This is a genomic window from Bradyrhizobium sp. Y36 (assembly GCF_002531575.1).
In the GTDB taxonomy this organism is placed as follows: domain Bacteria; phylum Pseudomonadota; class Alphaproteobacteria; order Rhizobiales; family Xanthobacteraceae; genus Bradyrhizobium.
Genome location: NZ_NWTI01000023.1, coordinates 1 through 25048 on the forward strand (window position 1 = coordinate 1; position 25048 = coordinate 25048).

General features: G+C 66.1%; 21 protein-coding genes. 6 read left to right on the forward strand and 15 right to left on the reverse strand.

The window, feature by feature from the left end:
* Window positions 1-471 precede the first annotated feature (471 nt).
* A complete protein-coding gene (gene flbT, locus CO669_RS29320) occupies window positions 472-912 on the forward strand; it encodes a flagellar biosynthesis repressor FlbT (RefSeq protein ID WP_097663427.1) in 441 nt (146 codons plus the stop codon).
* Between the two features lie 100 nt (window positions 913-1012).
* On the opposite strand, the gene CO669_RS29325 is transcribed toward flbT, so the two are convergent.
* The 9 genes from CO669_RS29325 to CO669_RS29365 form a co-directional block, all read right to left on the reverse strand.
* On the reverse strand, window positions 1013-2512 hold the full coding sequence (locus CO669_RS29325; protein WP_097663428.1) for a pyridoxal phosphate-dependent decarboxylase family protein: 1500 nt from the start codon (window positions 2510-2512) through the stop codon (window positions 1013-1015).
* Entirely contained in the window at window positions 2509-3762 is a 1254-nt protein-coding gene (locus CO669_RS29330; protein ID WP_097663429.1) for an ATP-grasp domain-containing protein, read from the reverse strand. Before CO669_RS29330 ends, CO669_RS29325 begins: the two co-directional genes overlap by 4 nt.
* 1 nt (window position 3763) lies before the next feature.
* Complete coding sequence (locus CO669_RS29335) at window positions 3764-5413, reverse strand: hypothetical protein (protein ID WP_198964321.1); 1650 nt, start codon at window positions 5411-5413, stop codon at window positions 3764-3766.
* Window positions 5403-6188: a hypothetical protein gene (locus tag CO669_RS29340; protein WP_097663431.1), complete on the reverse strand. Its 786-nt coding sequence runs from the start codon at window positions 6186-6188 to the stop codon at window positions 5403-5405. The genes CO669_RS29335 and CO669_RS29340 overlap by 11 nt, the downstream gene beginning before the upstream one ends.
* A gap of 71 nt (window positions 6189-6259) precedes the next feature.
* Window positions 6260-8152: a flagellar protein gene (locus tag CO669_RS29345; protein ID WP_097663432.1), complete on the reverse strand. Its 1893-nt coding sequence runs from the start codon at window positions 8150-8152 to the stop codon at window positions 6260-6262.
* A gap of 18 nt (window positions 8153-8170) precedes the next feature.
* A complete protein-coding gene (flgK, locus tag CO669_RS29350; protein ID WP_097663433.1) occupies window positions 8171-10054 on the reverse strand; it encodes a flagellar hook-associated protein FlgK in 1884 nt (627 codons plus the stop codon).
* Window positions 10055-10088: 34 nt separating this feature from the next.
* Complete coding sequence (locus tag CO669_RS29355; protein ID WP_097663434.1) at window positions 10089-12365, reverse strand: flagellar hook-basal body complex protein; 2277 nt, start codon at window positions 12363-12365, stop codon at window positions 10089-10091.
* A gap of 268 nt (window positions 12366-12633) precedes the next feature.
* The gene (gene msrB / locus CO669_RS29360; protein ID WP_097663435.1) at window positions 12634-13146 is read right to left on the reverse strand and encodes a peptide-methionine (R)-S-oxide reductase MsrB; all 513 of its coding nucleotides are present in this window, start codon (window positions 13144-13146) and stop codon (window positions 12634-12636) included.
* A gap of 85 nt (window positions 13147-13231) precedes the next feature.
* On the reverse strand, window positions 13232-14701 hold the full coding sequence (locus tag CO669_RS29365; protein ID WP_097663436.1) for an NAD(P)/FAD-dependent oxidoreductase: 1470 nt from the start codon (window positions 14699-14701) through the stop codon (window positions 13232-13234).
* Between the two features lie 225 nt (window positions 14702-14926).
* On the opposite strand from CO669_RS29365, the gene CO669_RS29370 reads away from it, so the two are divergent.
* The 3 genes from CO669_RS29370 (at window position 14927) to CO669_RS36455 (ending at window position 16426) form a co-directional block, all read left to right on the forward strand.
* Complete coding sequence (locus tag CO669_RS29370) at window positions 14927-15457, forward strand: SixA phosphatase family protein (protein ID WP_097663437.1); 531 nt, start codon at window positions 14927-14929, stop codon at window positions 15455-15457.
* An 87-nt stretch (window positions 15458-15544) separates the two neighbouring features.
* Entirely contained in the window at window positions 15545-15970 is a 426-nt protein-coding gene (locus tag CO669_RS29375) for a universal stress protein (RefSeq protein WP_097663438.1), read from the forward strand.
* Window positions 15971-16063: 93 nt separating this feature from the next.
* Entirely contained in the window at window positions 16064-16426 is a 363-nt protein-coding gene (locus CO669_RS36455; protein ID WP_245444563.1) for a hypothetical protein, read from the forward strand.
* A 386-nt stretch (window positions 16427-16812) separates the two neighbouring features.
* Here the strand turns inward: CO669_RS36455 and CO669_RS29390 are convergent, their stop codons facing one another.
* Complete coding sequence (locus CO669_RS29390; protein WP_097663440.1) at window positions 16813-17049, reverse strand: DUF1127 domain-containing protein; 237 nt, start codon at window positions 17047-17049, stop codon at window positions 16813-16815.
* A gap of 186 nt (window positions 17050-17235) precedes the next feature.
* Between CO669_RS29390 and CO669_RS29395 the strand changes: the two genes are divergently transcribed.
* Complete coding sequence (locus CO669_RS29395) at window positions 17236-18579, forward strand: aminotransferase-like domain-containing protein (RefSeq protein ID WP_097663441.1); 1344 nt, start codon at window positions 17236-17238, stop codon at window positions 18577-18579.
* A gap of 10 nt (window positions 18580-18589) precedes the next feature.
* Here CO669_RS29395 and CO669_RS29400 read toward each other — a convergent pair whose 3' ends face one another.
* Window positions 18590-19186, reverse strand: coding sequence for a YdcF family protein (locus CO669_RS29400; protein WP_097663484.1), 597 nt, complete (start codon window positions 19184-19186; stop codon window positions 18590-18592).
* 64 nt (window positions 19187-19250) lie between these two features.
* Window positions 19251-19889 carry a hypothetical protein gene (locus tag CO669_RS29405; RefSeq protein WP_097663537.1) on the reverse strand — a complete coding sequence of 213 codons (639 nt, stop codon included), beginning with the start codon at window positions 19887-19889 and terminating at the stop codon, window positions 19251-19253.
* Between the two features lie 14 nt (window positions 19890-19903).
* On the opposite strand from CO669_RS29405, the gene CO669_RS29410 reads away from it, so the two are divergent.
* Window positions 19904-20338, forward strand: coding sequence for a hypothetical protein (locus tag CO669_RS29410; RefSeq protein WP_097663596.1), 435 nt, complete (start codon window positions 19904-19906; stop codon window positions 20336-20338).
* A 62-nt stretch (window positions 20339-20400) separates the two neighbouring features.
* On the opposite strand, the gene CO669_RS29415 is transcribed toward CO669_RS29410, so the two are convergent.
* The 3 genes from CO669_RS29415 to CO669_RS29425 form a co-directional block, all read right to left on the reverse strand.
* Window positions 20401-22800, reverse strand: coding sequence for a bifunctional diguanylate cyclase/phosphodiesterase (locus CO669_RS29415; RefSeq protein ID WP_097663611.1), 2400 nt, complete (start codon window positions 22798-22800; stop codon window positions 20401-20403).
* A gap of 113 nt (window positions 22801-22913) precedes the next feature.
* Window positions 22914-24323 (reverse strand): MFS transporter, encoded by a 1410-nt coding sequence (locus CO669_RS29420; protein ID WP_097664763.1) that lies wholly within the window; start codon window positions 24321-24323, stop codon window positions 22914-22916.
* A 137-nt stretch (window positions 24324-24460) separates the two neighbouring features.
* Window positions 24461-24967 carry a YciE/YciF ferroxidase family protein gene (locus CO669_RS29425; protein WP_097663649.1) on the reverse strand — a complete coding sequence of 169 codons (507 nt, stop codon included), beginning with the start codon at window positions 24965-24967 and terminating at the stop codon, window positions 24461-24463.
* Window positions 24968-25048: the final 81 nt, after the last annotated feature.

Genomic DNA, 25048 nt, shown 5'->3' on the forward strand with positions numbered 1-25048 from the left:
TGCGGTGAAGAAGTTGGTGGGATTGTCCAGGGCCGAGTTGACGCTCTTGCCGGTCGACAGACGGTTCTGCGTGGTGGCGAGAAGATCAGCGGTGGACTGGAGGGAGAGCAGGTTCTGACGAACCGATGCGGAGAGGACGATGCCTGACATAACTCTGTTACCTTTCTGGTAAACGACGCTACTGTTACACGTCTGCTTGGATCGAGATGGACCCAGCGACCGGCGGACCCTCGCGCCGAGACCTCTAACGAAACATGAAATGAAACCCGGGCTTTTGCCGCGTCACGCGTGATTCGGTCCCGGAAACCGCGCGTATCGCTGCGCCGCCGCACAAACGAACCCTTGAAATAGCTGGGCTTTTCAGCGCAAACGGCGCGAATTTACAACTCGTTAACTAGTTACGAGCGAGAATCACGTCCTGATAGGCCGCAACGAACGCTCGGTTACGAAAGCGTTGATGGAGAACAGGCAATGGCCCTCAAGGTCGAGCTCAGACCGCACGAACGTATCATCGTCGGCAACTGCGTGATTACCAACACGGACCAGCGCGCCCGCCTCCTGATCGACGGCGACAATGTTCCGATCCTGCGCGAACGCGACATCCTCACGCCGGAGACCGCCGACACGCCCGCCAAGCTCGTCTACCTGGCGGTCCAGCTGATGTACATCTCGCCGGATCCGCAGACCCAGCACGGCACCTACTTCAACCTGGTGCGCGACATCGTCACCGCGGTGCCGAGCGCCTGGCCGATCATCGAGGCCATCAACAACAACATCCTGAACGGCGATTTGTACCGGGCGCTGAAGGATGCCCGCAAGCTGATCGCCTATGAAGAGAAGCTGCGGAGCCAGTTCGAGGCCACCCATCCCAAGGCGGAAGCGGACAAGGACGACGTGAGCTCCGCCGCCTGATAGAGGTTCGCGTGCTGAAGTCACGCGAACGACCCAGCCGCAAATGACAACGGCCCCGGATCGTCTCCGGGGCCGTTGTCGTCTCGGGCATGCACCGGTGCTATTGCGCCGCGAGCGGCGGCGCCTCGACCTCGATTACACCGTCGCCGCAGCGCCGTCCGCCGAAGTCCAGCACCGCCGCGACCAGGGCATCGATGTCCGCCTCCTCGGTGCGGTGGTTGACGATCGCGGCGCGGATCGCGAACTTGCCGCTCAACGTCGTGCTCGACGGCGCCGCTATTCCGGACTCCTGGATGTCGGCGACGATCTCGCGGTTGACCGCGTCATCGGCCCGGTAGCGGAAGCAGACGATGTTGAGATTGACCGGCGCCAGCAATTCCAGCCGCGGCTCGGCCAGCACGCGCGTCTCCAGATATTTCGCCAGCGCGCAGCTTCGCGCGATCGTCGCCCCCAGCCGGTCGGTGCCGAACGTCTTCAGCGTGAACCACGTCTTCAGCGCGCGGAAGCCGCGCGACAGATCGGGGCCGAGATCGCAAGGCCATACCGTGCCCGCCGCAAGCCCCCTCGCCTCGCGGCTGAGATAAGCCGCGGGCTGCGCAAAAGCCTGCCGATGCTGCTCGCCGTCGCGCACCAGCAGGAAACCGGCATCGTAGGGTACCTGTCCCCATTTGTGGAAATCGAGCGCGATGGAATCGGCGAGCTCGATGCCGCCGAGCAGCGGCGCGAGCTCGGGCGAGAAGATCGCGAGCGCACCGAAGGCACCGTCGACGTGAAACCAGATGCCTTCCTCGCGGCACAGCTCCGCGATGGCCTTGAGATCGTCGATCGCACCGATGTCGACCGTGCCGGCAGAGGCGACCACGAGGAACGGCTTGAAGCCGACCTCGCGATCGACAGCGATCTGCGCGCGCAGCGCGGCAACGTCGATGCGATGGTCGGCATCGACGGCGATCTTGCGCAGCGCATCGGTGCCGAGCCCTGCGATGTCCATCGCCCTGGAGACGCAGCCATGCGCGGCCTGCGACGTGTAGGCCGTCAGCAGCGCGCCGTCATTGCCGATGCCGTACTGCCGCGCCAGTGTGCCGAGCGCAGCCGTGCGCGCCACCAGCACCGCCATCAGATTGGCCATCGACGTGCCCGTGACGAAGATGCCGCTCGCGCTGTCCGGGAACGCGAACAGACGCCGCATCCAGTCGACGATCTGGCGCTCGACCTCGATCGGCATGTGATCTCGTCCGCCGAGATTGGCGTTGAGGCCGGCCGCGAGCATTTCCGCGAGCATGCCGACCGCGGTGCCGCCGCCGTGCACCCAGCCCATGAAGCCGGGATGGACGTTGCCGGTCGCATACGGTGCGACGTGCTCGGCGAATTCGCGATAGACCTCGGCAAGCTCGCTCGCCGCGCGCGGAACGTCGGTCCTGAATGCCGCACGGACGTCGTCGGGAATCGGCTGCCAGACCGGGCGAGCCCGAACATCGGCGATGCCGTCGATCGCCTCGTCCAGCATGCGATGGGCGAGCGCGCGGAATGCGCTCCAATCCTGCGGATCGAGCGAGGTGTGCGCGACGGAGGCGTGCGCGTTGCGGATGATCTCGTTCATGCTGCACTCCCCTCGCCCGCGCCTGCATGCCGCGACAGCATCGCCGCGAACGCCGCAAAGATCTTGCGCATCTGCGGCGGCTTGTAGGGAAACACGACCGGCGAATCCATGTTGTGCACGACGGCGGTGTTGTCGGCCTCGAACACCAGGAGCTCACCGTCCTGGTTCTCGGCGCAGTCGACGATGAAATAGTCGAGGCCGACGCGCCTGCTCATCTCCTCGAGCGCGCTTCTGTGGCGCTCTGCAAAGGCGCGATCGAAGTCGAGCATGAAGGCGGCTTCCTCGGCCCGCTTCTCCTCGCTGAACGCCATATAGGCGTTGAGATACCAGATGTCCCAGCGGTCGGCGATCGCCATATGGCAGGCGTAAGGTTTGCCGTCGACCATCGCGAGACGGTACTTGCGGTAGAGCCCATCGGGATTCACATAGTCGACGAAGCGCGCGACGAAGAAATCCTGCTCGCCACGCTCCGCGAGATAGGCTGCGAGCGCTGCCTCGTCGTCGAGCTTGGCGAGTCCGACGCCGGCATGCGAGCCGCGCGGCCGCGCGATCATCGGAAAGCGCAACTCATCCGCGATGTCCTTGCAGGCGATCCGTCCTTTGGAGAGATCGGACAATTGCGCCCGCGTCGCGTGGATAGTGGCGGGAATGTCGAGCCCCGGCACGCCCGCGAGCAGCCGATGCAGCTTGTCGCGATCGAGATTGCCGATGCGGTCAGGACGATTGAGCAACGGCCGCGGCCAGCGCGGCGCAGTCTTCTCGATCAGGTTCAGCGCCTCGCGGCACTCCTCGGAATCGGAGGCCACCACGATGGCGACGTCATGCTCCGGCAAACTCTCCGGCAGACCGACGCCGCTGACCACGTAAAGTGTCAACAGCTCGACGTCGGAGCCTTCGAGCAGAAAATCGATCGGCGTGTTGCCGCCCATGTCGATGTCGGCTGCAAGCGCGAGCAGGCGCAAGCCAGGCTTGGGAGCTGTGCTCGGCGTGCGAAACAATTGATGGAAGGTGAGCACCTCCGACTGGATCGCGAGGCCCTGATCCTTGTCGCCCAGAAGCTGGGTGATCAACGACAGATCCAGCCCTTCGCCCGCGAGTGCCGTCCCCGCCGCGATCCGCGCCAGCAGCTGGTCGCGCAATGGATGCAGGTCGACACCTTCGAAGGCCTGGCGCGTCAGCTGCGCAAAGCCGATGCGATCGGCGCAGTTCGCCGCGGTCATGCCAAGCGGCGCGGAAACCGGATGCTGCATCTCACACCTCGAACGCGGAGTTTACAGGCACGGCCGCGACCGCGCCACGGTCGAGCAGCAGCTCGATCTTTACCAGGACATGAGCGATGCGGTCGAGCACGTGCTGCACGTTGCGCCGCGCCTCCGCCGCATCCGGCGACCAGGCCTCGGTCACGAGCCGCGCGCCGACGCAAAGGCGCAGCACGGCCTGCGGTGCCCCGTCCTGCCGCTCCAGACGGACCGGCTGGCCGATCAGGCAGCGTTGCGCGGCCACCTGCCGGTCCGCCGCGCTGCCGGCGATCGCCTCGTTCATGTCACGCGCCATCGCCCGGTGAACGGCGCAGGTCTCGGCCGTCGAAACCGGCTTGCCGTCGCGCAGCAGCATGAACGGAAAGATCGTGGTTTGTGCAAATTCCTCGTCATCCGCCCCGGCGGTCGTGGTCGCGGCCGGAACGGAGCGAAGCGACGGCGACAACGCGATCATGCTGTCGATGCCGGCGGCGAGTTCGGTGAGCACCTTGGCGCGGAACGCCCCGGGCACGGCGTAATAGCCGCCGATCTCGGCGAGCGCCGCCTCCCAGCGCAGCCATTGACCGAAGTTCGGCCGCCGGTCGAAGCGCGCGCGCAGCGCCGGCCAGGCCATCGGCCAATCGCAGCGACCCGCATAGTCGAGGATACCAGGCGCGATCCCCTCGATCCGGTCAAGCGATCGCGACAGGCCCTTCGGCACCAGCAGCGCACCGCTGAAGGCAGGCCCGCCGAAAAATTTGGAGCCTGTCATCAGCACCATGTAGCCGCGGTCAAGATACGAGCGCAGGCGGCGGCGGCCGAGCCGGGCCTGACAGGCGTCGACGACGATCTGGACCTTGCGCGGCCAGCGCCGCGCGATCTCATCGAGACAGGCTGCGCTCGGCGCGCGCCAGCCGAGCTTCGAGGAATCCATGATCTGAAGCAGCACCGGCGCGCCTTGCGCGATCGTGACCTCGACCGCATGCAGCACCGCGGCATCGGCGTCCGCGCGCATCGCAATGCCCGGCCCGATCTCGAGCAGCGGCAAGGCGAGGCTGGCGCCGGCGAGCCCCGCGACCGCGCCGTCCTTGCGGACCGCAGAGCCGCTCGCCGTGATGGAGCTGAAATGGTGCCCGCGAGCGGTATGGATCGTCCCGCTCCCGGTCTGGTCGGCGCCGATCACGATCGTCACCGGCGGCGCGCCGAGCACCGCGCGCGCCAGGAACAAGGCGTGGAGCTGGGAATCCGTGCCGGAGGGCGAGAACACGACATCGACGTGGGGCGGCAGCTGGAGATGCCCGCGCAGCTCGTGCCGCATATCCTCGCAGCGTGCGTCGAAGGCGACCTCGACCTCGTCGAACAGGCATTTGTGCATCAGCTCTTCGCGCGCCAGCGCGGCACGGTCATAGGCCGCTTGCGAGATCGTCGATGCGGTCGAGGAGGCGAAATTCCAGATCTCCGGCTCCGGCGAGGCCGCGCAGCCATAGCCATTGAGGCGGTCGCTCGGATCGATCGCCAACCGCGGATCTCCGCCGGAAACGAGCAGCGTGTCCAGTGGCGTGAAGAGATCGCGCAGGCGATAACGCGAGCCGCCGTCACTGGCGCGCTCCTCTCCTGACAGACGGGATGCGCCGGCGCTCATCCCGGAAGGCTCACGCCGCATCGGCCGCCGCCCCTTTGGGCGCCGGCGCAAATTGCGAGGCAATGTCGCCGTGGAAGACCGACGGCCCGACGTGATCGAGCGAGCTCTGGATGTCGGCCCAGATCTCGCCGCCGATGGCGGTCCAGCGCTTGCAGAAGGCGAAGTCCTCGGACAGATAGGTGCCGGTCGCCGGATCGATCATGCATTCGAACAGCGCGAACCGGTTCTGGCTCGCCGCAAGCGTGTCGTGCGAATGTTCGCGGAAGAATTGCAGGGACGCATAGTCCGGATGGCGGCACATCGCCTCCAGCACGTGGCGGCGGATCATCAGGAAGCCGGTGCCGGCATAGCGCACGCGGGTGAAGCCGTTGACGACGACGATGCGGTCGGGATCCTCGATCTCGAGCACGTAGTCGAGCGAGGCGGACGGCACGTCGGTGCGGCCCGACTGGATCGCCCGCGCGGCCTTCTCCCAGTTGACCCGCTTGATCGGATAGCAGCCGGCGACGACGTCCGCACCGCATTCGATCAGCCGGAACACCTGCTCCGGCTTGAAGCCTATGTCGGCGTCGATGAACAGGAAATGCGTCGCGTTGGGATCGTCCAGAAACATCGCGACCAGATTGGCCCGCGCGCGGGTGATCAGCGCGTCGCCGTCCCGCAGCAGCACCTTGAGCTCGAGATTGGACATGCCGTGCACGGCGCGCTGCAGCGCGAAGATCGAGCCGGCATAGATGCTCGATACCTGCCCGCCAAAGCATGGCGTTGCCACCACCAATTGCATCTTGTCCGACATCGGCAGCTCCGCCCCGCTCCAATCCTCACCAAGAGGTAAAGAGGCATGGTTAATGGCGTCTTAACGCGGCCTTACAGGAACTTGACGAGCGAGAGCTGCGCCAGGTTCGAGGTCACCTGATAGGACGCCTGCAGCGCGTTCTGGAGCGACAGGATCTCGCTCGCGACCTGGTCGGGCGAAGCCGATTCCGCCTGGTCGATGATGGTCTGGAGCTGCGCCTTGGCCTGGGTCTGGCGCGTGGAGGCGTCCTTCATCGTGTTCTGGGCCATCGCGATGTCGGTCTGGATGTCCTCGATGCGCTGCTGGCCGGGCTGCTGGGTCAGCGCCTGCGTCACCCGCAGGCTCAGCGCGGAGACCTGCCCGCCCGAATACTGCCCCGTCGGCGAGGTCGAGAAGGTGCCGAACACCGCGATCGCCTGCAGCTGCCGGCGGATGGCGTCCTCGTTGGCCTGGGCGCCATATTGCACGCTGACGGAATCGTCGACCCGCGCCATCGCGGTCGAGCGCGCCGAGCCGGGCCCGTCATTACCCAAGTACCATTTCACCGTGGTGGCCGAGCCGTTGACCAGTGTCGTCGCCGAGCTCGCGGGCGAGGAGCCGACCCGCAGCGGCGGCTGCGCGGCGGTGATGGGCGAGGAGCTGAAGCCGAGGGCGCCGAGCGCGGCCGTGGCGCCCGGGGTCGAGCCCGAAATGCTCAGGCTCGCCGCGTCGTCGGTGTTGATCGTGATCGAGCCGCCATGGACCGTCGATGGCTTCGACGTTCCCGTGATCGCGTCGATCTTGCTCAGCAGGGTCTGGATGCTGTCGGTGACGTTGAGCTGGTTGCCGGTCGCGCCCGAGGCAACGAAGCTGATGGTGGTGCCGTTGACGGTGATGGTGTCGCCGGCGGAGAAGCCGGGCGAGATCGAGTCCGAGGGCGCCGTGCCCGACAGCGCGGTGGTGCCGCTGATCGGTGCCGCCGGCGTCGCCTGGTTGTTTTTGGCAGCGCCGATCGCAGAGCTGGCGGTGTTGAAGAAATTGTCGCCGGCGACGACCGCGGATGCCGCCACCAGCGAGGTGTTGGCGAGCTTCGTGATGGCGGTGTTCAGCGCCGTGTTGAGGTTCGCCGCAGTGTTGTTCGGGTTGACGGGCGTGCTCGCATCGATCGCAAAGCTGCCGAGCGGCGTCGGCGTCGCCGTCGACGCGGTCAGATCGATCTGCTCGGTCGTGCCGTCCGGCAGGGTGAACTGGACGCTCAGCTTGTCGCCATTGTTCGGATTGACGCCGTTGAGATCGACCGAGAACGACACCGGCGAGCCGCTCGGGCCGGTGACGGTCGCGCCCGTCAGCGTCGAGGACACCGCCTTGATCTTGAGCCCGAACGGCGAGCCCGCGACGTCTTCCGAAACCTGGATCGAGCTCGGCGTCGGCTGCGTCTGCACCAGCCGGCCCTTGCCGTTGGCGCCGAGGTCGGCGGCCTGTCGCTCGGCCATCACGGTCTTGAATCCGGCCTGGGTGGTCGTGCCGTTGATGATGTCACCGGCATCCGCGACCGACTGTGTGTTGACCGCGGTGCCGGAGAACAGATAGCGGTTGCCCGTCTGGGTATTGAGCACGCCGACCATCGAGCCGAACTGGGCGGCAGCGGTGTTCTGCGCGATGGTCTGGCCGTTGACGTTGAGATCCTGCGCCGTGTTGGCGGAGCCCGTCTGCACCGTGCTGCGGATCTTGGTCAGCGACTGCAACGCGGTATTGGCGAGGTTGATGCTGACATTGACGTTGGTGATCGTGTCGGTATAGCCCGCGATATTGGAGAGCTGCGCGCGACCGGCGATGGCAAAGCCTTCGTTGGTGCCCATCCCGGAATAGTTCTGCGACAGCTTGCCGGTCGAAAGCTGCGTCGACAGATCGGTGAGCTGCTGATTGATGTTGCGGATCTGCGAGCCGAGAACCGACGAAGCGTAATTGATACTGCTGATCGACATGTTTCAGCCCCGTTACTTCTACACTTGAGCCTGGATCAACGTGTTCATCATGCTCTGCACCACCGACATGACGTGGGCGTTGGCGGCGTAGGCATTCTGCAGCTGGATCAGGTTCGACATCTCCGAGTCCAGATTGACCTTGGCGGTCGAGTCGAACTTGGACTGCAGCGTCGAGACCACGACGCTCTGCCCCTGCTGGAGCTGGGTGGCCTGGGTCGAGGCGTTGGCCTGCACGCTCAGGAACTGCTGCAGATAGTTCGAAACGCTGCCGGTGAAGGGCTGGTTGGCCGAGCCGAGGCCGCTCTGCGGTGAATAGGAGAACACCGCGCTGGTGAGCTGCGAGTAGAGATAGTCCGAGCGCGTGGTGTCACCCGCGGGCGTCACCGGCGAGGTGTTGTACACCGACATCCTGGTCGGGTCGGCGGCCAGCTGCGAGTTCACCTTGATGCGACCGGCAAAGCCGGTCAGCTGCGAGCCGGACGATGAGATCGCGCCGGTGTAGAGCGCCTGCCCGCCGTCGGTGAACACCGCCAGTTGCGGATTGCCCGAGGTCAGCGACGACATCGTCTTGCTCGTCGTGGCCGAATTCACCTTGGCGAGGCCGCTATTGTCGTCGGTGATCCGCAGCGTCGATGCGGTCGCCGGAGACGGCGCGGCCGAGAAGGACACGTGCGAGCCCGAGAGCGCGGTGTTGAGCACGGAGGCGATCGTGCTCGCACCGGCCGAGAAATTCACGCCGATCCGCATCGGGTTGGCGTTGGTTGCATTCTGCAGCGGCAGCGCCGCAGGATCGGTCACGTTGACGAGCGTGACCTGACGCTGCGTGTTGGTCGCGACATCCGTGTAGGTGAAGGTGGCGGTGTTGCCCGGCAAAGCACCGGCGAGGTCGACGTCGAAGCCTGCCGGCGGACCGGAGACGGTGCTGCCAGCCGCGGTCTTGTCGGAAAGCGCGCTCGACATCGTCGCGGCGAGCTGGTCGATCTGGTTCTGCGCCTGCACCAGCGTCTGGTCGCGCAGCTTCAGGTCGGCCGCGATCTGTCCCGACGAGACCACGTTGTTGGCGACGACGTCCACCTTCGAACCGTTCGGCAGCACGATGTTGAGCGCGCCGACGCCGGACTTGGCGGGATCGGTGTCGTAGAGCGACGTCGCCGAGAGTGCGCCGGCGGAAGCGAAGGTGAATTGCGAGGCGAGCCCGGCACCGACCAGCTGGATGCCTGTCGTGGTGTAGATGTTGGCCTGGTTCGAACCATCGGTGGTGACGCGGACGTCGACATATTTCGACAGCGCATTGATGGCCTGGTCGCGCTGGTCCATCAGTGTTGCGGCCGAGGGGTCGTTGGCCGACAGTCCCTGCAGCTTGGTGTTGATGGTGGCGACCTGCTGCATCGCAGCGTTGGCCGCCTGCGCCGAGGTGCCGAGATCCTGCTCGACATTGGAGCGCAGCGACTGGATGCCCTTGGTCGTGACGTTGAGCTGCGTGGCCAGCGCCTGCGCCGCACCGAGGGCAACGGTTTGCGCCGAGGACGCGCCGGAGCTGGTCGACAGCGCCTGCAGTGACGTGGTGAATTTGTTCAGCGCGTCTTCGAGCGTGCCGCTGTTGCCGGGCGTGCCATAGACATTCTGAAGCTGCTTCAGGATGTTGGCCATCTGGTCGGCGTAACCGCTGCCGCCGGTCTCGGTGCGCAGCTGGTTCTGCACGAAGGCGTCGAGCTCCCGGCTGACGCCGGTCGTCATCGCCGTCGAGCCGAAATCGCCGGTGGTGACCTCGATCTGGTTCGGGGTCTGGACGGTGTAACCCGGCGTCTGCGCATTCGCGACGTTCGAGGAGACGATCGACAGCGCGGCCTGGTTGGCACGCAGACCGCTCATCGCACTGGCGAGGGCTGAACTCAAACCCATGTTACTGGCCGCCTTTGGTTACGTTGCGCGCCGTTCAGCGCAACACGTTCAAGAGGTCCTGCACCATCGAATTCGCGGTCGTGATCACCTTGGTGTTGGCCGAATAGGCCTGCTGGGTCACGATCAGCTTGGTGAATTCGTCGGCGATGTCGGTGTTCGAGCCTTCCAGCGACGAGCCGCTGATGCTTCCCGATGCGCCGTCGATCGCAGGGCCCGACTGCTCGGTCGCGGCATAGGCGCCGCCGTCCATCGCCTTGAGGTAATTGGTGCCGTTGAAGTGCGACAGCGTCACCTGGGCAAGGTTGAGGTTCTGGCCATTGGAGAAGGTGCCGACCACGAGGCCGCTGTTGTTGACGGCGACGGAGCGGAGCTGACCGGCGGCGTAGCCGTTCTGCGTGATGGTGTTGATGGTCACCGCGCCGCTGGTGCTGGCATATTGCGTCAGCCCGCCCTGGGAGATGTTGAAAGCGAGCGAGCCGAGCGACTGGCCGCTGACGCTGACATTGTTGATGGTGATGCCCGAGGTGCTCGGCGAGGTCAGCGAGCCGTCGGCGGCGAAGGTGAAGGCCTGCCCGGTATTGACCCAGCCGACCGTCGTGCCGGTCGCGTTCGGATCGGTCTGGTAGAACAGGTTCCAGGTGTCGGAATGGCCCGTGCCCAGCGTAGCGCTGTCGGTCTTGGCCCAACGCAGCTGCAGGTTCACCGGCGTGCCCGCGGCGTTGTAGGCGGTCACCGCGCCGCCGCTGATCGATTCCTTGGTGAAGGTGGCGATGTCGTTGCCGATCACGCCGCCGGTGCCGGCCGTGCCGCCGCCGCCGCGGTTCTTGGAAATGGACGACGTGAAGCCGAGCGCGGCGAAGGCGGTGCTGTTGTTGCTCGTCACCGTCAGGGTCGGATTGGCGATACCGGTATTCAGCGTGATCACGCCGTTGCTGATCGACGAACCGCTCGCGCCGCTGAGCTGGTCGATCTGGGTGAGCAGGGTCGCGATGGAGTCGGTGACGTTGATCTGGTTCGGAGGGGTAGCGCCGGAGGCCACGAAGGTGATCGTATTCGCAGGTCCCGTGCCGTTGATTTGGATCGTGTTGCCGACCACGAAGGGCGTCGACAGGACTTCCGCCCCGCCGGGCTGCGCGGTGCCGCCGAGCTGTGTGCCACTCGTGATCGCAGGGGTGGACAGCACGTTGCCGCCGCGCGTCACGCTGCTGACGCCGAGCAAGCCTGCCGCTGTGCCGCCAATCGTGACGTCGGCCGTGGTGCTGGATGTGATCTGGATGTTACCGCTGGAGTTGATCGTCACGTTGGCGGCAGGAACGCCCGCTCCTGCAGCGATTTCGTTGAGGACGTCCTGCATCGTCGAGGTGGTCGGCGACTTCAGACCAATCGTGGTGACGACTGGGGGGCCTGCGGCCGTCGAAGTGTTCGAGACGGTGTTGTCGAAGTTGACGATCCGGCCGTTGACCGTCAATTGCTTGCCGGCGAGGTTGGTGAGCAGACTGGTGTTGAGATGCGTGCCCGAGCCGGAATCGAGTGACGTCGCGCCAGTTGCCACCGCCGAAGCGCTGTCCAGCAGCGCCACCGTGCCGGTCGCGGTCGTCGCCGTATAGGCCGAGCGCAGATTGCCGGTCGCCGCTGCACCGGAGACCGTCGCATTCGTATAGGGCGGCGGCGGCGTGCCGACGATCAGCGGGTTGGCAGCAAAATCGGACGGGTTGAGGCCGCCGGCCGCGAGCAGCGTGCCGCTCGCCGCGGTCGAGCTCGCCGCCGTGTTCGGCACGCTCGGCAGGTTCGCGGCATACTGGATCGAGGTTGTCGCCTGGGCCGGGATGAAGTTGTTCTGGAATTTGAGCACCGTCGACACGTTACCGGTCGGGTTGCCGGTCTTGGGATCGACCGTGGTGCCCATCAGGTAGTAGCCGGCGCCGTTGACCAAATTGCCGTTGGCATTGAGCTGGAAGTCGCCGCGCCTCGTGTAATAGGTGACGCCGCTGAACACCGGGACGTTGTCGACGACGCCGGTCGCCTTCTGGATCGAGAAGAAGCCGTCGCCGGTGATCGCCATGTTGGTGGCGACGGTCGAGCCCGAGATCGTGCCTTGCGTGGTGATGGTGGCCTTGGCGTTGGCCGTCACGCCGCCCGCGACCTGCTTGCTCGGAACCGAGGAGTCGGGAATGAGATCGACGAAGCTGGTGCCGATGCCCTTGTAACCGGTGGTGGATGAGTTCGCGATGTTGCCGGAAATGTTCTGCAGCGCGTAGGACTGCGCCTGCAGGCCACCCACCGAGGTGTTCATTGCATCGAAGATACCCATAACTTTGTCTCCAGATCCGATCTCGGCGGCCGGTCGACCATGGCCGCAGTCGGGTGAGACTGTCGCAAGGGCTATGCCAATGCGGGTATCCTCAGAAAATCAACGACTTAACGATAAAGCCCCGGTCCGATGACCGGGGCACAATTGCCGGGACCGGCAACTATTGCCGGGACACATCGTCGTTCCGGGGCGATGCGAAGCATCGAATCCGGAACCTCGAGATTCCGGGCTCGCCCTTCCGGCGCCCCGGAATGACGAGGGGTAAAACCTACGTCGCCGACGCTGCCGCCGGATGAAACACCAGCCCGAACCCGTCGATGCAGTAGCGCAATCCGGTCGGCTTCGGACCGTCGTCGAAGACGTGGCCGAGATGGCCGCCGCAGCGCCGGCAATGCACCTCGGTGCGCACCATGCCGTAAGCCCGGTCCTCGGTCTTGCCGACGTTACCCTCGATCGGCTGGTAGAAGCTCGGCCAGCCCGTGCCGCTCTCGAATTTGGTGTCGGAGGCAAACAGCGGCAGGTCGCAGCCGGCGCAGGCGAAGGTGCCCTTGCGATGCTCCTTCAGCAGCGGGCTGGAGCCGGGCCGCTCGGTGCCGTGGTTGCGCAGGATCTCATATTGCTGCGGCGTGAGCTGGGCGCGCCATTCAGCCTCCGTCTTCGTGATCTCGAACGTCTCCGCGGCTTTCTCGCCGGCCTCGGCGGGCGTTGCCCTCAGCCAGCGAAGGGCCCCAAGGCCGAACAGGCCGGCGGCGGTCGTCAACAGGATGCGGCGATCAAACATCTCATTCTCCGTGCGGGAGCTCCACGCCCTGAGATACGGGCTCTAACGGCCGACGTTACACGTCCAGGCGGAATTTTTCTTCAGTCTATCGCGCGCCATCGGCCTCCTGCGAGGCCGGTTCCGTGGTCCGTTCCTCCTCGTGAACGGCGGGTTTCGGCGGCGGGGCCGGCCGCGACCGGACGCCGGGCGGCGGGCGACGCGGGCCGGTGCCGGCGGCGCGGTTGGCCTCGGCGAGCCGGGCCTCGCGCTGGCGATCCTTGATCCGGGCCCGCTCGCGGTAGCGGGCGAGCGAGCCTGCGGCGGCGGAACTCGCCCTGCCCCAGATCCCGACCAGTTGGCCCGCCACCCGTCCGGTGGCGCCCCCCGCCCAGACCAGCTCGAACGGCGAGAACAGCTTCCAGCGCTCGTCGCCCCACAGGATGCTGCGGGCGATCATCTGCCCGGCCATCGCGGAGGTGTTCATGCCCTGGCGGCCGAACCCGCTCGCCACCCACAGGCCTTTGCGCAACTGGCCGATCTGCGGCATGCCGTGCACGGTCTGTCCGGTGGCGCCGCCGAACATGTCGGTGACCTCGACATGGCCGAGCTCGGGAAAGATCGTGCGGATCCGCCGCCTGACGGCGCCAGCAAAACGTTGCGGACGTGCCGCCCAGGTGGTCTCCGGGCTCTCCCACATCAGCCGGTCGCCCTCGACGATGCGGAAATGATCGACACCGTCGGAATCCATCACCGATCCCTTGAAGGCGATGATCTCGTGCACACGCTCGCCGAGCGGCGCGGTGATGCCGGCATAGCGCCAGACCGGCAGCAGCGTTTCCGACAGGCGCCGCAACGGCGCGCCGAGATGGATATTTCCCGCAAGGACAATATGCGTGGCGCGCAGCCGCGCCGAGGGCGTGACGATGCGCTTGCGGATGCCGGAATGATCGATGCTGACGACCGGCGTGTCCTCGAAGATGCGGGCGCCGGCGCGCCGCGCCAGCGCGGCGAGGCCATGCACATATTTGCGGCCGTCGACCTGGAACGCTTTGGGATAATACACGCCGTGGAAATAGCGATCGGTCCTGAGCACCTCGCGGACGCGATCGGCCTGCCAGCCCTCGACCTCGGTGTCGAAATCCTCGTTCAGCATCTGCAGCCGACTGATCAGCCGATCGCCGGCATCGACGTTGGAGACCTCCAGCACGCCGTCGGTTCTGGCGATCCCCGGCATGTTCTCGTCGGTGGCATTGGCCCGGACGAACTCGGCGCCCTCCTTCGACAGCGTCCACAATTCGCGTGCGTCCTCGAAGCCGATGCGCTCGATCAGATCGGCGAGCGGCAGCGCGAATCCCGGCATCACCGTGCCGAGCTGGTTGCCGGAGGCGTTCCAGCCGACATGACGGCCCTCGAGCACCGCGACGCTGGCCCCGAGCCGGGCCGCCTCCAGCGCGATGGTGAGCCCGGCCAGCCCCGCCCCGATGACGCAGATGTCGGCGTCAAGGTCGAACGACAGCCGCGTGCGGTCGCGAAAGCCGGCTTCTTCCTGGGACGCGCCTGTGAAAGTCTCGCTCATGTCGTTTTCTTAGAGCATGATCCGGAACAGTGTGCAGCGGTTTTCTACGGCGACACACCCGGAAATCGGGTTTGCGCCGGGATCATGCTCAAAAACAAAATTTAGAGCGCGATGAGGATTTGCCCTGGTCTGATTGCGCTTTAAAAAACCCGTGCGGGCGCTTGTCACCTTGTCCTCTCCCCGCGCCTGTAGATTATCCAAGCCGTATAACGATTCGAGAATGCCATGCGCCGTTTGATGTTGCTGCGTCACGCCAAGACCGAGACTGACGCGCCGAGCGGCCGTGACCAGGATCGCCGCCTCGACGACCGCGGCCACAAGGACGCCGCCCGCATGGGCGACTGGATTGCCGGCCATCCGCCCTTCCCCGATACCGTGCTGGTCTCGCACGCCGTCCGCGCCCGGCAGACCTGGGACACTGCCTGGCAGGCGATGAAGGACCGCGTCCCGGCGCCGCAGGTCGAGATCCTGCCGGAACTCTACGGCGCCGATCCCGCACAGATCCTGGATTCCATTCGCACTGCAACCGCCCCGGCCGATCCGAAGCAGCTGCTGCTGGTTGCCCATAATCCCGGCATGCACGAGGCCGCCCTCATGCTGATGGGCGGCGGCGATCCTGAAGGCGCCAAGGCGCTCGCCGACAATCTGCCCACTTCGGGGCTTGCGATCTTCGACTTTGACGTCAAGGATTGGGGTGACGTGGCCTACCGCCGCGGCAAGCTGGTGCTGTTCGTCAGTCCCAAGCTGCTTCGATAAGCTGCTTCGATCGGGATGAGACGTGCGAACCGCCGTCTCGACCGGTTGATCCAGTCCGATCAAGGGGCTGAAGATTTGGAGGCGCAGATGTTCAAGTCCATCCTCGTGCCCATCGACCTCGCCGACACCGATCTCGCCAAGCCGGCGATCGCGACCGCGGCCACGCTGTCGCAGACCTGGAACGGCCAGGTGCGGCTGCTCAACGTGCTGCCGATGACGCCGGTGATGCTGGCCGAATACGTGCCGGCCGATTTCGACGAGCAGCAGCGCCAGACCTCGGAAGAGGCGCTTGCCATCGTCGCGCGCGAGTCCGGCATCGAGCAAAGCCGCATCTCCAGCGTGGTGCGCCAGGGCGGCATCTATCACGAGATCCTGGAGGAGGCCGCGCACATGAAGGCCGACCTGATCGTGATGACCTCGCACCGCCCGGCGATGCGCACCTATTTCCTCGGCTCCAACGCCGGCCACGTCGTGCGCTACGCCAAGTGCTCGGTGCTGGTCGTCAGGCACTGAGGCCTACAGCGGGCCGGCAATCCGCAGCCCGGGAAAGCGAAGGGAGCCCCCGGGCTACAAGACCTTGCATTGTCGTCGGGCAAAACACCCAAGATGCCAGTCAATGCCGGCCGCCGAAAACATTCCGCTTTACCGAAATTCGGGAATGGCGTATCCCTTGCGGCATCCCGGCCCATCGAAGAGGGGCGTATCGCGATCGTCACGAACGCGGGCCGGGCGGCGGTGGACGTCAGTCACATCGGCGCGAAGGGTCTTGCAGGGCGGGTCACCGTGAGCAAAGCCATCGCGCACACGACCGGTGTGATCGGCGTACGGCAAAATCGTGTGGTCCTGGCGCCCGGGGTCTGTGCGCCAAGTCTTGCGGTGATGCGTGTCGTTCAACCGGACGCGCGCGTCAGCCATCCGAAAGGCGACGGGGGCAAGAGTGCAACGCTCCCCGGGGAGAGCACGACATAAGCCGTAAAGCCACTGCGCAGGGAAGGCCGGGATGTCCTGGCTACACCTGTATGCCGCTGTGCAGCTTCTTGTTACGCAGGATTCGCACAGTGGACCGCGGGTGCCAGCCGGCGCCCGGTCTTCCCTGCGCCCTCTCCATTCAAGAGGGCGAAGAGATCAAGCAAAACTCGGGCGCGATGCGCCGCGAGGATGATCAATCATGTGTTTGGTTGAACAAAGGTCTCTTGCCCCGGACGCGGCGCAGCGCCACTTCGGCGGTGCGCTGCAGAGCCGGGGCCCATGCCTCAGCGAGTCCCGTGGCCTGCTAGGTCGCGGCTCTGCGCAGCAACGCCAAGAGCGTTGCAGCGCGTCCGGGACACGGAAGGAACGAGCGCGGCAGAAGCGCCTTACAGATAGCGCGTCAGCTCGGCCTTGAACTGCCCGTAGACGGCGTCCTCGATCTGGCTGCGCGTGATCCCGATGTCACGCAGGGCGCGGTCGTCGAGCTCGTTCAGCGTCTTGACGGCGGTCCGGCGCTCGATGCGATCGAACAGCGCACAGGTGAGGTTGAAGAGCGATGCAAGAAAGCCGCTCGTGGAGGACGGGCGTAAACTCTGCCCGGCAGTTTGCGAAATGATGGTCACTTTTCTTCTCCGGCCTGATGGGCCGCGCGGCGAAGCAATTGCCGTCGGCGCAGGCGCACTCAGCGCTTGCACCCCATTTGCCGTCGGATTGCTCTCGCTTTCCTCGGCTCAATCGCGGACCTTGATGGAACTTAAATGCTCCAGTACACTTCTCGGAGCAAGTAAAACATTGCTCTCGGTGCAATAATGTCCAAGTTCGAGTACGTGAAGCTTGCCGATGCCATTGCCTCGGATATCTCTAACGGCACGTTAAGGCCCGGCGATCGGCTGCCGCCGCAGCGCAATTTTGCCTACGACCGTGGCATTGCAGTCTCGACTGCGAGCCGTGTTTATACGGAATTGCTTCGTCGCGGCCTCGTCGTCGGCGAAGTCGGACGCGGCACCTTCATCTCCGGCGACATCCGGCGCGAGGTCGAAGCGTTGAGCGAGCCGCGCGATGCGCGCATCGACTTCGAGGTCAATTACCCGTTGTTGCCGCAGCAATGGGCGATGATCGCCAAGAGCCTTGCGGGGCTCGAGCGCGTCGACGCGCTGGAATCCGCGCTGCGCGTCTCGACCAGCACCGGCACCAAAAGCGCGCGCAATGCCGCCGCCGCCTATCTCGCGCGCAAGGATTTCACGCCGCAGGCCGAGCAGATCGTGTTCACCGCCAACGGCAAGCAATCGCTCGCGGCGGCGCTCGCAGCACTGGTCCCGACCGGCGGCCGCTGCGGCGTCGAGGCGCTGACCTATCCTTACGTCAAGAGCATCGCGGCGCGGCTCGGCATCACGCTGGTCCCGATTCCGATGGACGAGTTCGGTGCGCGGCCCGATGCGATCCAGAAGGCGCATCGCGAGGCACATCTGTCGGCGCTGTATCTGCAGCCGATCATCCAGAACCCGCTCGGCGTCACCATGAACGCGACGCGGCGCGCCGACATCATGCGCGTCGCCGAGAAGCTCGACCTCACCATCATCGAGGACGCCGTCTACGGCTTCCTCGCCGACGACACGCCATTGGCCGCGCTCGGGCCGGACCGCTGCATCGTGATCGACAGCCTGTCCAAGAAGGTCGCGCCCGGCCTTGCGCTCGGCATCATGGTCGCGCCGCCGCGTTTGCGCGAAAGCGTGATGAGCGCGGTCCGCACCGGCGGCTGGATCGCTTCCGGCCACGCGCTCGCATCCGGCCAGCGGCTGATGGCCGACGGCACCGTCGCCGAACTGACGCGGCTCAAGCGCATCGACGCCGCGCGCCGCCAGCAGACCGCGGCACGGCTGCTCGCCGGCTACGAGATCGCCGCCGACACCCGCGCCTATCATCTGTGGTTGACGCTGCCGCCGCACTGGCGCTCGCAGACCTTCGTCGCCGCGGCGGCCCGGCGCGGCATCGCATTGACGCCGTCCTCCACCTTCGCGATCGCCCACGGCCATGCCCCGAACGCGGTGCGCCTCGCGATCGCCCCGCCCACCTTCGAGCAGCTCGATTCCGGCCTGCGCACCCTCGTGTCGCTGCTCGGCACCAAGGAAGAGGATTTCGACTCGACGGAGTAGCTCGCGCGGCTCACTCCGGCCATTCCGCGATGAAACCCCTCGCCTTGTAAGGCTCGATCTTGTCCCATTCGTGCAGCATGCGGCGGCGAAATTCGGCGTCCGTGTGCCACAGCGCGCGCGGCGTCGCGAAGCTGTCCACGGTGAGCAGCATCTTCGCAACCTCCGGCCAATGCCGGTGCAGCGTCATCGGATAGCGCCGCGCAGTCCAGGTGTTGCCGAGGCAGATCACGCTGCGGATGTTGGCAAGGCCGAGCGCGGCATCGATGATCGGCAGCGAGAACATCACGTTCTCGCCGGTGTTCATGGCGCGGTGCTCTTCGAGGACAAGTTCCGCCGGAATACCCGCGTCGACCATCGCGGCCTTGATCAGCGCGCACTCGGATTGCTCCGAGCCCGGCGTCACCCCGCCGCTGACAATCGCCCAGCGGAAATAGCCCCCGCGCCACAGGCGCGCCGCGGTCTCGGCGCGCAACATCTCGTCCTCCCTGGTGCCGAACACGAACAACAGATCGGCCGGCACCAGCGGCGTCTCGATCAGGTGCCTGCGATTGATCTCGGCGATCTCGTCCGCGGCAGGGAGGCGCGTGGTGGGAGGCTCGGGCGGCATGGCCGCACGATGCGACAGCTGCGCTGGCGCGCGAACTCACGTTTGATTGCGGCTGGTTGCAGAGCTACGGCAGCAGCGATTCCGGCAGATGCGCGAATGTGTAGGTGCGCGGCTGGTTGCGCCGCAGGAAGCCGCCGACCTGCCAGGCGAACAGCGCGGCAAATCCGAGGATGAACAGCACGCCGGCGAACTCGCCGATCGCGAGGGCGCGGATCAACAGGCCCGCCATCGCAACCGTCAGCACCGCGAGGAATGCCAACGCCGCCGCATAGGCGATGCGGCCAAGGCCGGCGGTGAGCACCGCGCGGCTGCCGGCCTTGGCCATCCGCACATGCAGTTCGACGATGAAGGCGCGAAAGCCGTTGTCCTGCGGCGCCATCAGCGCCGCGGTCTGCCAGCTCGTCGACAGGATCGAGATGCGGCGGCCGGAGGCGTGGGTGACATCGGCGCGAAAGCGGTGCTGCTGCATTGAGACCGGGCGGAACGACAGCCGGATCGCACTGATCTCGCCATAGGGCCACAGGCCCGAGCGGCCGGCGATGTGCCAGGACAGGCCCGCGTCCGTGAGGTCGAAACGATGCGCCGAGCCGATCAGCGACGCCTTGTAGGCGTAGCTCGCACCCGAGGCGCCTTGCGCGTCCGAAGCTTGCGTCGCCACAATCAATCCCCTCGGCGATCCGCTTGCGCGATCGCCCTCGCCCATCCTACAAGCGAGACATGGTTGAGACGACCTTTTTTCCGCGCCGCCTGATTCTCGGCGCCGCCATGATCTCCGGCGTGCTGCTGGCACTCGCGGTGCACATGCTGGGCGCGCGCTACGGGCTCGACCTCGGCGGGCTCTGGCGCTCCGACACCCACGAGTTCATCCCCGCAGGCGCGGCGGTCGCCTGGTGGCTGATCGCCACGGTCGGATTCTCCGGCGGCTATTTCACCGCGACGTTGATGCAGAGCGCCGCCGACGGCCAGATTCCGCAGCGGATGCGCCAGTTCCTGATCGCGGTCGGCGTGCTGCTGCTCGCGGGCGCAGGCCAGGCGGCCTCCGCGCCGAGCCCGATACCGACCGTCTCGGGCGTGCTGGCCGGGCTCGCCGCGCTGTGCCTCGGCGCGGTGATGGCATTTTGCGGCGCCCATTTCGCGCTGCGCCGCGGATAGAGCATGATCCGGAAGAGTGTGAAGCGGTTTTCCGGATAGATCATGGTCAAACAATAATCTCCTCACGCCGACGCCAGCAGGCGCGGGCGACCCAGCATGATCGTCACGTCGGAGGCGGGACGCGGCTTGCTGAACAGATAGCCCTGGGCCTGGTCGCAGCCCTCGCGCCTGAGCAGCTCGAGCTGGGCGTCGTTCTCGACGCCTTCCGCCGTGGTGACGATCCCGAGGCTGCGGCCAAGGCCGGTCACGGCACGGATGATCGCCATGGAATCGTCGCGCGTCGCCAGCTCCGACACGAAGCTGCGGTCGATCTTGATCTTGTCGAACGGAAAGCTGCGCAGATAGCTCAGCGAGGAATAGCCGGTGCCGAAATCGTCGAGCGAGATCCGCACCCCCATGCCGCGCAGCTCGTGCAGCGTCGCCAGCGTCGCCTCGCTGTTCTGCAGCAGCACCGATTCGGTGATCTCGAGCTCGAGGCGCCGCGCATCGAGTCCCGAGGCGGCCAATGCCTCGGTCACCGACGCGATCAGGTTCGGATTCTTGAACTGGACCGGCGACAGATTGACGGCGAGGTCGACGTCGTCAGGCCATGTGGCCGCGTCGGTACAGGCGGCGCGCAGCACGAATTCACCGAGCTGGACGATCAGTCCGGTCTCCTCGGCCAGCGGGATGAAGTCGACCGGGGAGATCAGGCCGCGCTGCGGATGATTCCAGCGCAGCAGCGCCTCGAAGGCGACGACGCGACCGCTGACGACGTCGCGGATCGGCTGGTAATACGCCTCGAACTCGCTGCGTTGCAGGGCTGCGCGCAGATCCATTTCCAGGAGGCGCCGCGCCTGCGCGCGGGCGTCCATGCCGGTTTCGAAGAAGCGATAGGTGCCGCGGCCGTCCGCCTTGGCGCGGTAGAGCGCAAGGTCGGCATTCTTCAGGAGTTCGTCCGGATGGCTGCCATCCTGCGGCGACAGCGAGATGCCGATCGAGACGCCGATCAGGATCTGATGACCGTCGATCTCGTAAGGCGCCGAGGTGACCTCGACCAGACGGCCGGCAAGGGATCGCGCAGCGGTCTCCTCGGACCGGCCGATCTGGACCACGGCAAACTCGTCGCCGCCAAGCCGGGCCACGGTGTCGCCGTCGCCGACCGTCTCCTTGAGCCTGCGGCCGACCTCCTTCAACAAGGCGTCGCCGATGGGATGGCCGAGCGAGTCGTTGATATCCTTGAAGTGATCGAGATCGAGACAGAGCACTGCGAGCTGATCGCCCGAGCCGGTCCGGCGCAGCCCCTGCTCGAGCTGCTCGTGGAACAGCACGCGGTTCGGCAGACCGGTCAGCGCGTCATGGCGCGCCATGTGCGAGATCTTGGCCTGCGCCTCCAGCCATTCGGTGATGTCCTCGAAGGTCGCGACCCAGCCGCCGCCCTGCATCGGCTGGTTGACCACCCGGATCGAGCGCCCGAACCGGCTGACGATGTCGGTCGTGGTGCGCCCCTCGCGCGCATCGGCGACGAGGCGGGCGAAGAACTCGTCCGCGTCGCCCTGCCACTGGCCCCTGGCCTGCTCGTCCCTGAGCACGTCGACCAACAGACGGCCGGTCAGCGCGACGTCGGTGCGGCGGAGCATCGCCGCGTAGCGCTCGTTGAAAAGAATGACCTTGCCGTCCGCGTCGAACATGCAGAGCCCCTGCGACATGTTCTCGAGCGCCGAGTCCAGCACCATTTGCTGGGCGCCGAGCTCGCTCCTGGCGCGGCGGTCGAGCAACGCGGCCACGAGCGCGATCGCGATGATCGCGACCGCAGCGCTGGCGGTGAGGAAGGACAGCGAGGCCGGCGGGATCGACAGGCCGCCGATCGCCAGCGTCGGATCCGGCGTCAGCAGCACCGCGCCCATGGCGGTGAAATGATGCGCGACGATGGCGACCGTCAGCAGGGCAGTCGCCGACAGCGCATGGAAGAGGTCGTCGCGTCGCGCGGCCACGAACAGTGCGAGCGCAGCGAAGAGAATTCCCGACAGCACCGAGATGGCGACCGTGCTTCCGATCCAGTCCACCCGCGCCGGTATCTCCAGCGCCGCCATGCCGGTGTAGTGCATCGCCGCGACACCGGCGCCGACGATGGCGCCGCCGAGGACGATCCACACCGTGCGCGAGGACGAGACGGCAATGCTCAGCCCCACGAAGGTCACGGAGATCGCGAAGACCAGCGACAGGATGGTCACCGGGATGTTGTAGGCGCCCGCGCCTCCCGGTCCGTAGGCGAGCATCGCGATGAAATGCGTCGCCCAGATGCCGCATCCGCTGACGGCGGCATCGAGGCCGAGCCAGACCAGACGCCCGAGGCCGCGCGTCGCGCGCGCCCGGTGGAACAGGCTGATCGCCGCCGCGCTGGCGAGCAGACAGACCGCGCCGCCAAGCGCGACGAGCCGTAAATCGTGCTCTTCGGTGAGACAGTAGAGAACTTGATGCATTGCGGGCCTCTGATGGACCCGCACTTGACCCGATCAATATGGACAGGTGGTAACCGGCTACGCGACTGTTGCTGCAATGGTGAACGGAAGATGTGCTCATTCCCTCAGATTGTTCATCCCCGCGACGACGCGCCGAGACCGATCACGATTGCCGCGAGCAGCAGGACCGACGCGGACACGATCAGCGACAGATGGAACCCGGTCATGAACGTCCCTTCCGCGGCCACGAGCGAGCCGAACAGCGCCACGCCGAGCACGCTGCCGGTCTGCCGCGTGGCGTTCAGGACGCCGGCTGCGATGCCGGAGCGCGCCTTGTCGACGCTGCCCAGCAGGGTCGAGGTCAGCGGCGGAACCAGCAGTCCCAATCCGCAGCTGATCGCGATCAGCTGCGCGCAGATCATCCAATAGCGCGTGTCTGGCGCGATCCACAGCAGGCCGAGACAGCCGAACGCCGAGATGCAGGCACCGGCCACGATGGTCGGGCACGGGCCGATGCGCTCGGCCAGGCGCGGCGCCAGCAGATTGACCGGCAACACTGCCCCCATCATCGGCACGAAAGCGAGCCCGGTCCACCACGCCGACAGTCCGTTGATCCGCTGGAAGTACAGGCTGAGCACGAAGATCAGGCCGTAGATCGCGATGTTGACGAGCAGGCCGACCAGCGAGGTCAATGCGAACAGCCGGTGGCCGAACAACGACAACGGCAGCATCGGTTGCGCCGCGCGCCGCTCGCGCCAGACAAAGAGCGCGCCAAGAACGCCGGCGCCGGCAAAGGCTGCGATCACGAAGGGATGGTCCCAGCCGAGCGCGCCGCCTTCGATGATCGCGCCGGCCAGCGCCCCCAGCGCGCCGATCGCGGCAAGCTGGCCGGGCAGATCGATCTCGCGCAAGCGCGCCCGCGTGGTCTCGCTGGCGTAGCGCCAGGTCAGCCACAGGCCGGCGAGCCCGATCGGCAGATTGACCAGGAAGATCGCGCGCCAGCCGACCAGCGTGATCAGCGCGCCGCCGACGAAGGGGCCGGCAGTGAGCGCAAGGCTCGCGCCGGCCGCCCAGACCGCGACAGCGCGGCCGCGCGCGCGGTCGTCCGGGTAGGCATGATTGAGCAGCGCGAGCGAGTTCGGCACCAGAATCGCCGCGGCCAGTCCCTGGACCAGCCGCGCGCCGATCAGCACGACCGCATTGGGCGACAGCGCGCAGGCGAGCGAAGCTGCGGTGAAGATGGCGAAGCCCGCCATGAAGACGCGCTTGGCGCCGATCCGGTCGCCGAGCGCACCGGCCGTGAGGATGAAGGCGGCAAAGGCGATGGTGTAGGCGCTGACCACCCATTGTAGCTCGGCAACGCCGCCGCCGAGCGTCTTGCCCATCGCATCGAGCGCGGTGTTGACGATGGTGACGTCGAGCTGCACAACGCCATAGCCGAGGCTCATCGCCGCGAGCGTGAGAGTGGTTGCAAGGCGCGAGCCGGCGCGCGGCGTGCCGGCCCTGCCGTCGAAGGTTTCATATTTGATGGTATTGGCTCGCATGCTGCGCCTCGATTGCAGCCCCATGCGACCTATACCCTCTCAGCTCGCCGTCATGCTTCGAGAATGATCGAATAATGATTTTGCGCGGAAAGCGCCGCGCGGGAGACCGCACGGCGCTTTCCTGGTTCAGTCTGAGCTTAGCTCGCCGCGCGCAAATTCACCTTGCTCTCGGCCAGCGCGGTGAGCTTTTTGTCGGTCGCCTTCTCCTCCTCCAGCGTCTTGGCGAGCACGGCGGCGCAGTCGCTGCGGCCGAGCTGCTTCGCCCAGGCGATCAGGCTGCCGTAGCGCACGATCTCGTAATGTTCGGCGGCCTGCGCCGCGTTGATCAGGGCGGCATCGAGCACAGCCTTGTCGGCGACCTCGCCCGCGGTCTCGTCGGCTTCCTCGATGATGCCGTCGATCGCGGGGCAGTCGACCGCCTTCACCGGGACGCCGTGCATCTTGAACACTTCCTCGAGCCGCGCGACGTGCTGCTTGGTTTCCTCGAGGTGCGTCAAAAAGCCCTGTTTCAGCTGCGGATCGGTGGCCTTGCTGGCCATTTTCGGCAGCGCCTTGGTGAGCTGCTGCTCGGCGTAATAGATGTCCTGAAGCTGATGCACGAACAGGTCGTTCATGGTTTTGATGTCTTTTGTGAAGAGTCCCATCGTTCCGATCCTCTATGGTTTCGGGAACACGCAGGCGCAGGCGTGCATGAAAAGCCGCTTATCCCTGCCATGTTCGATTGC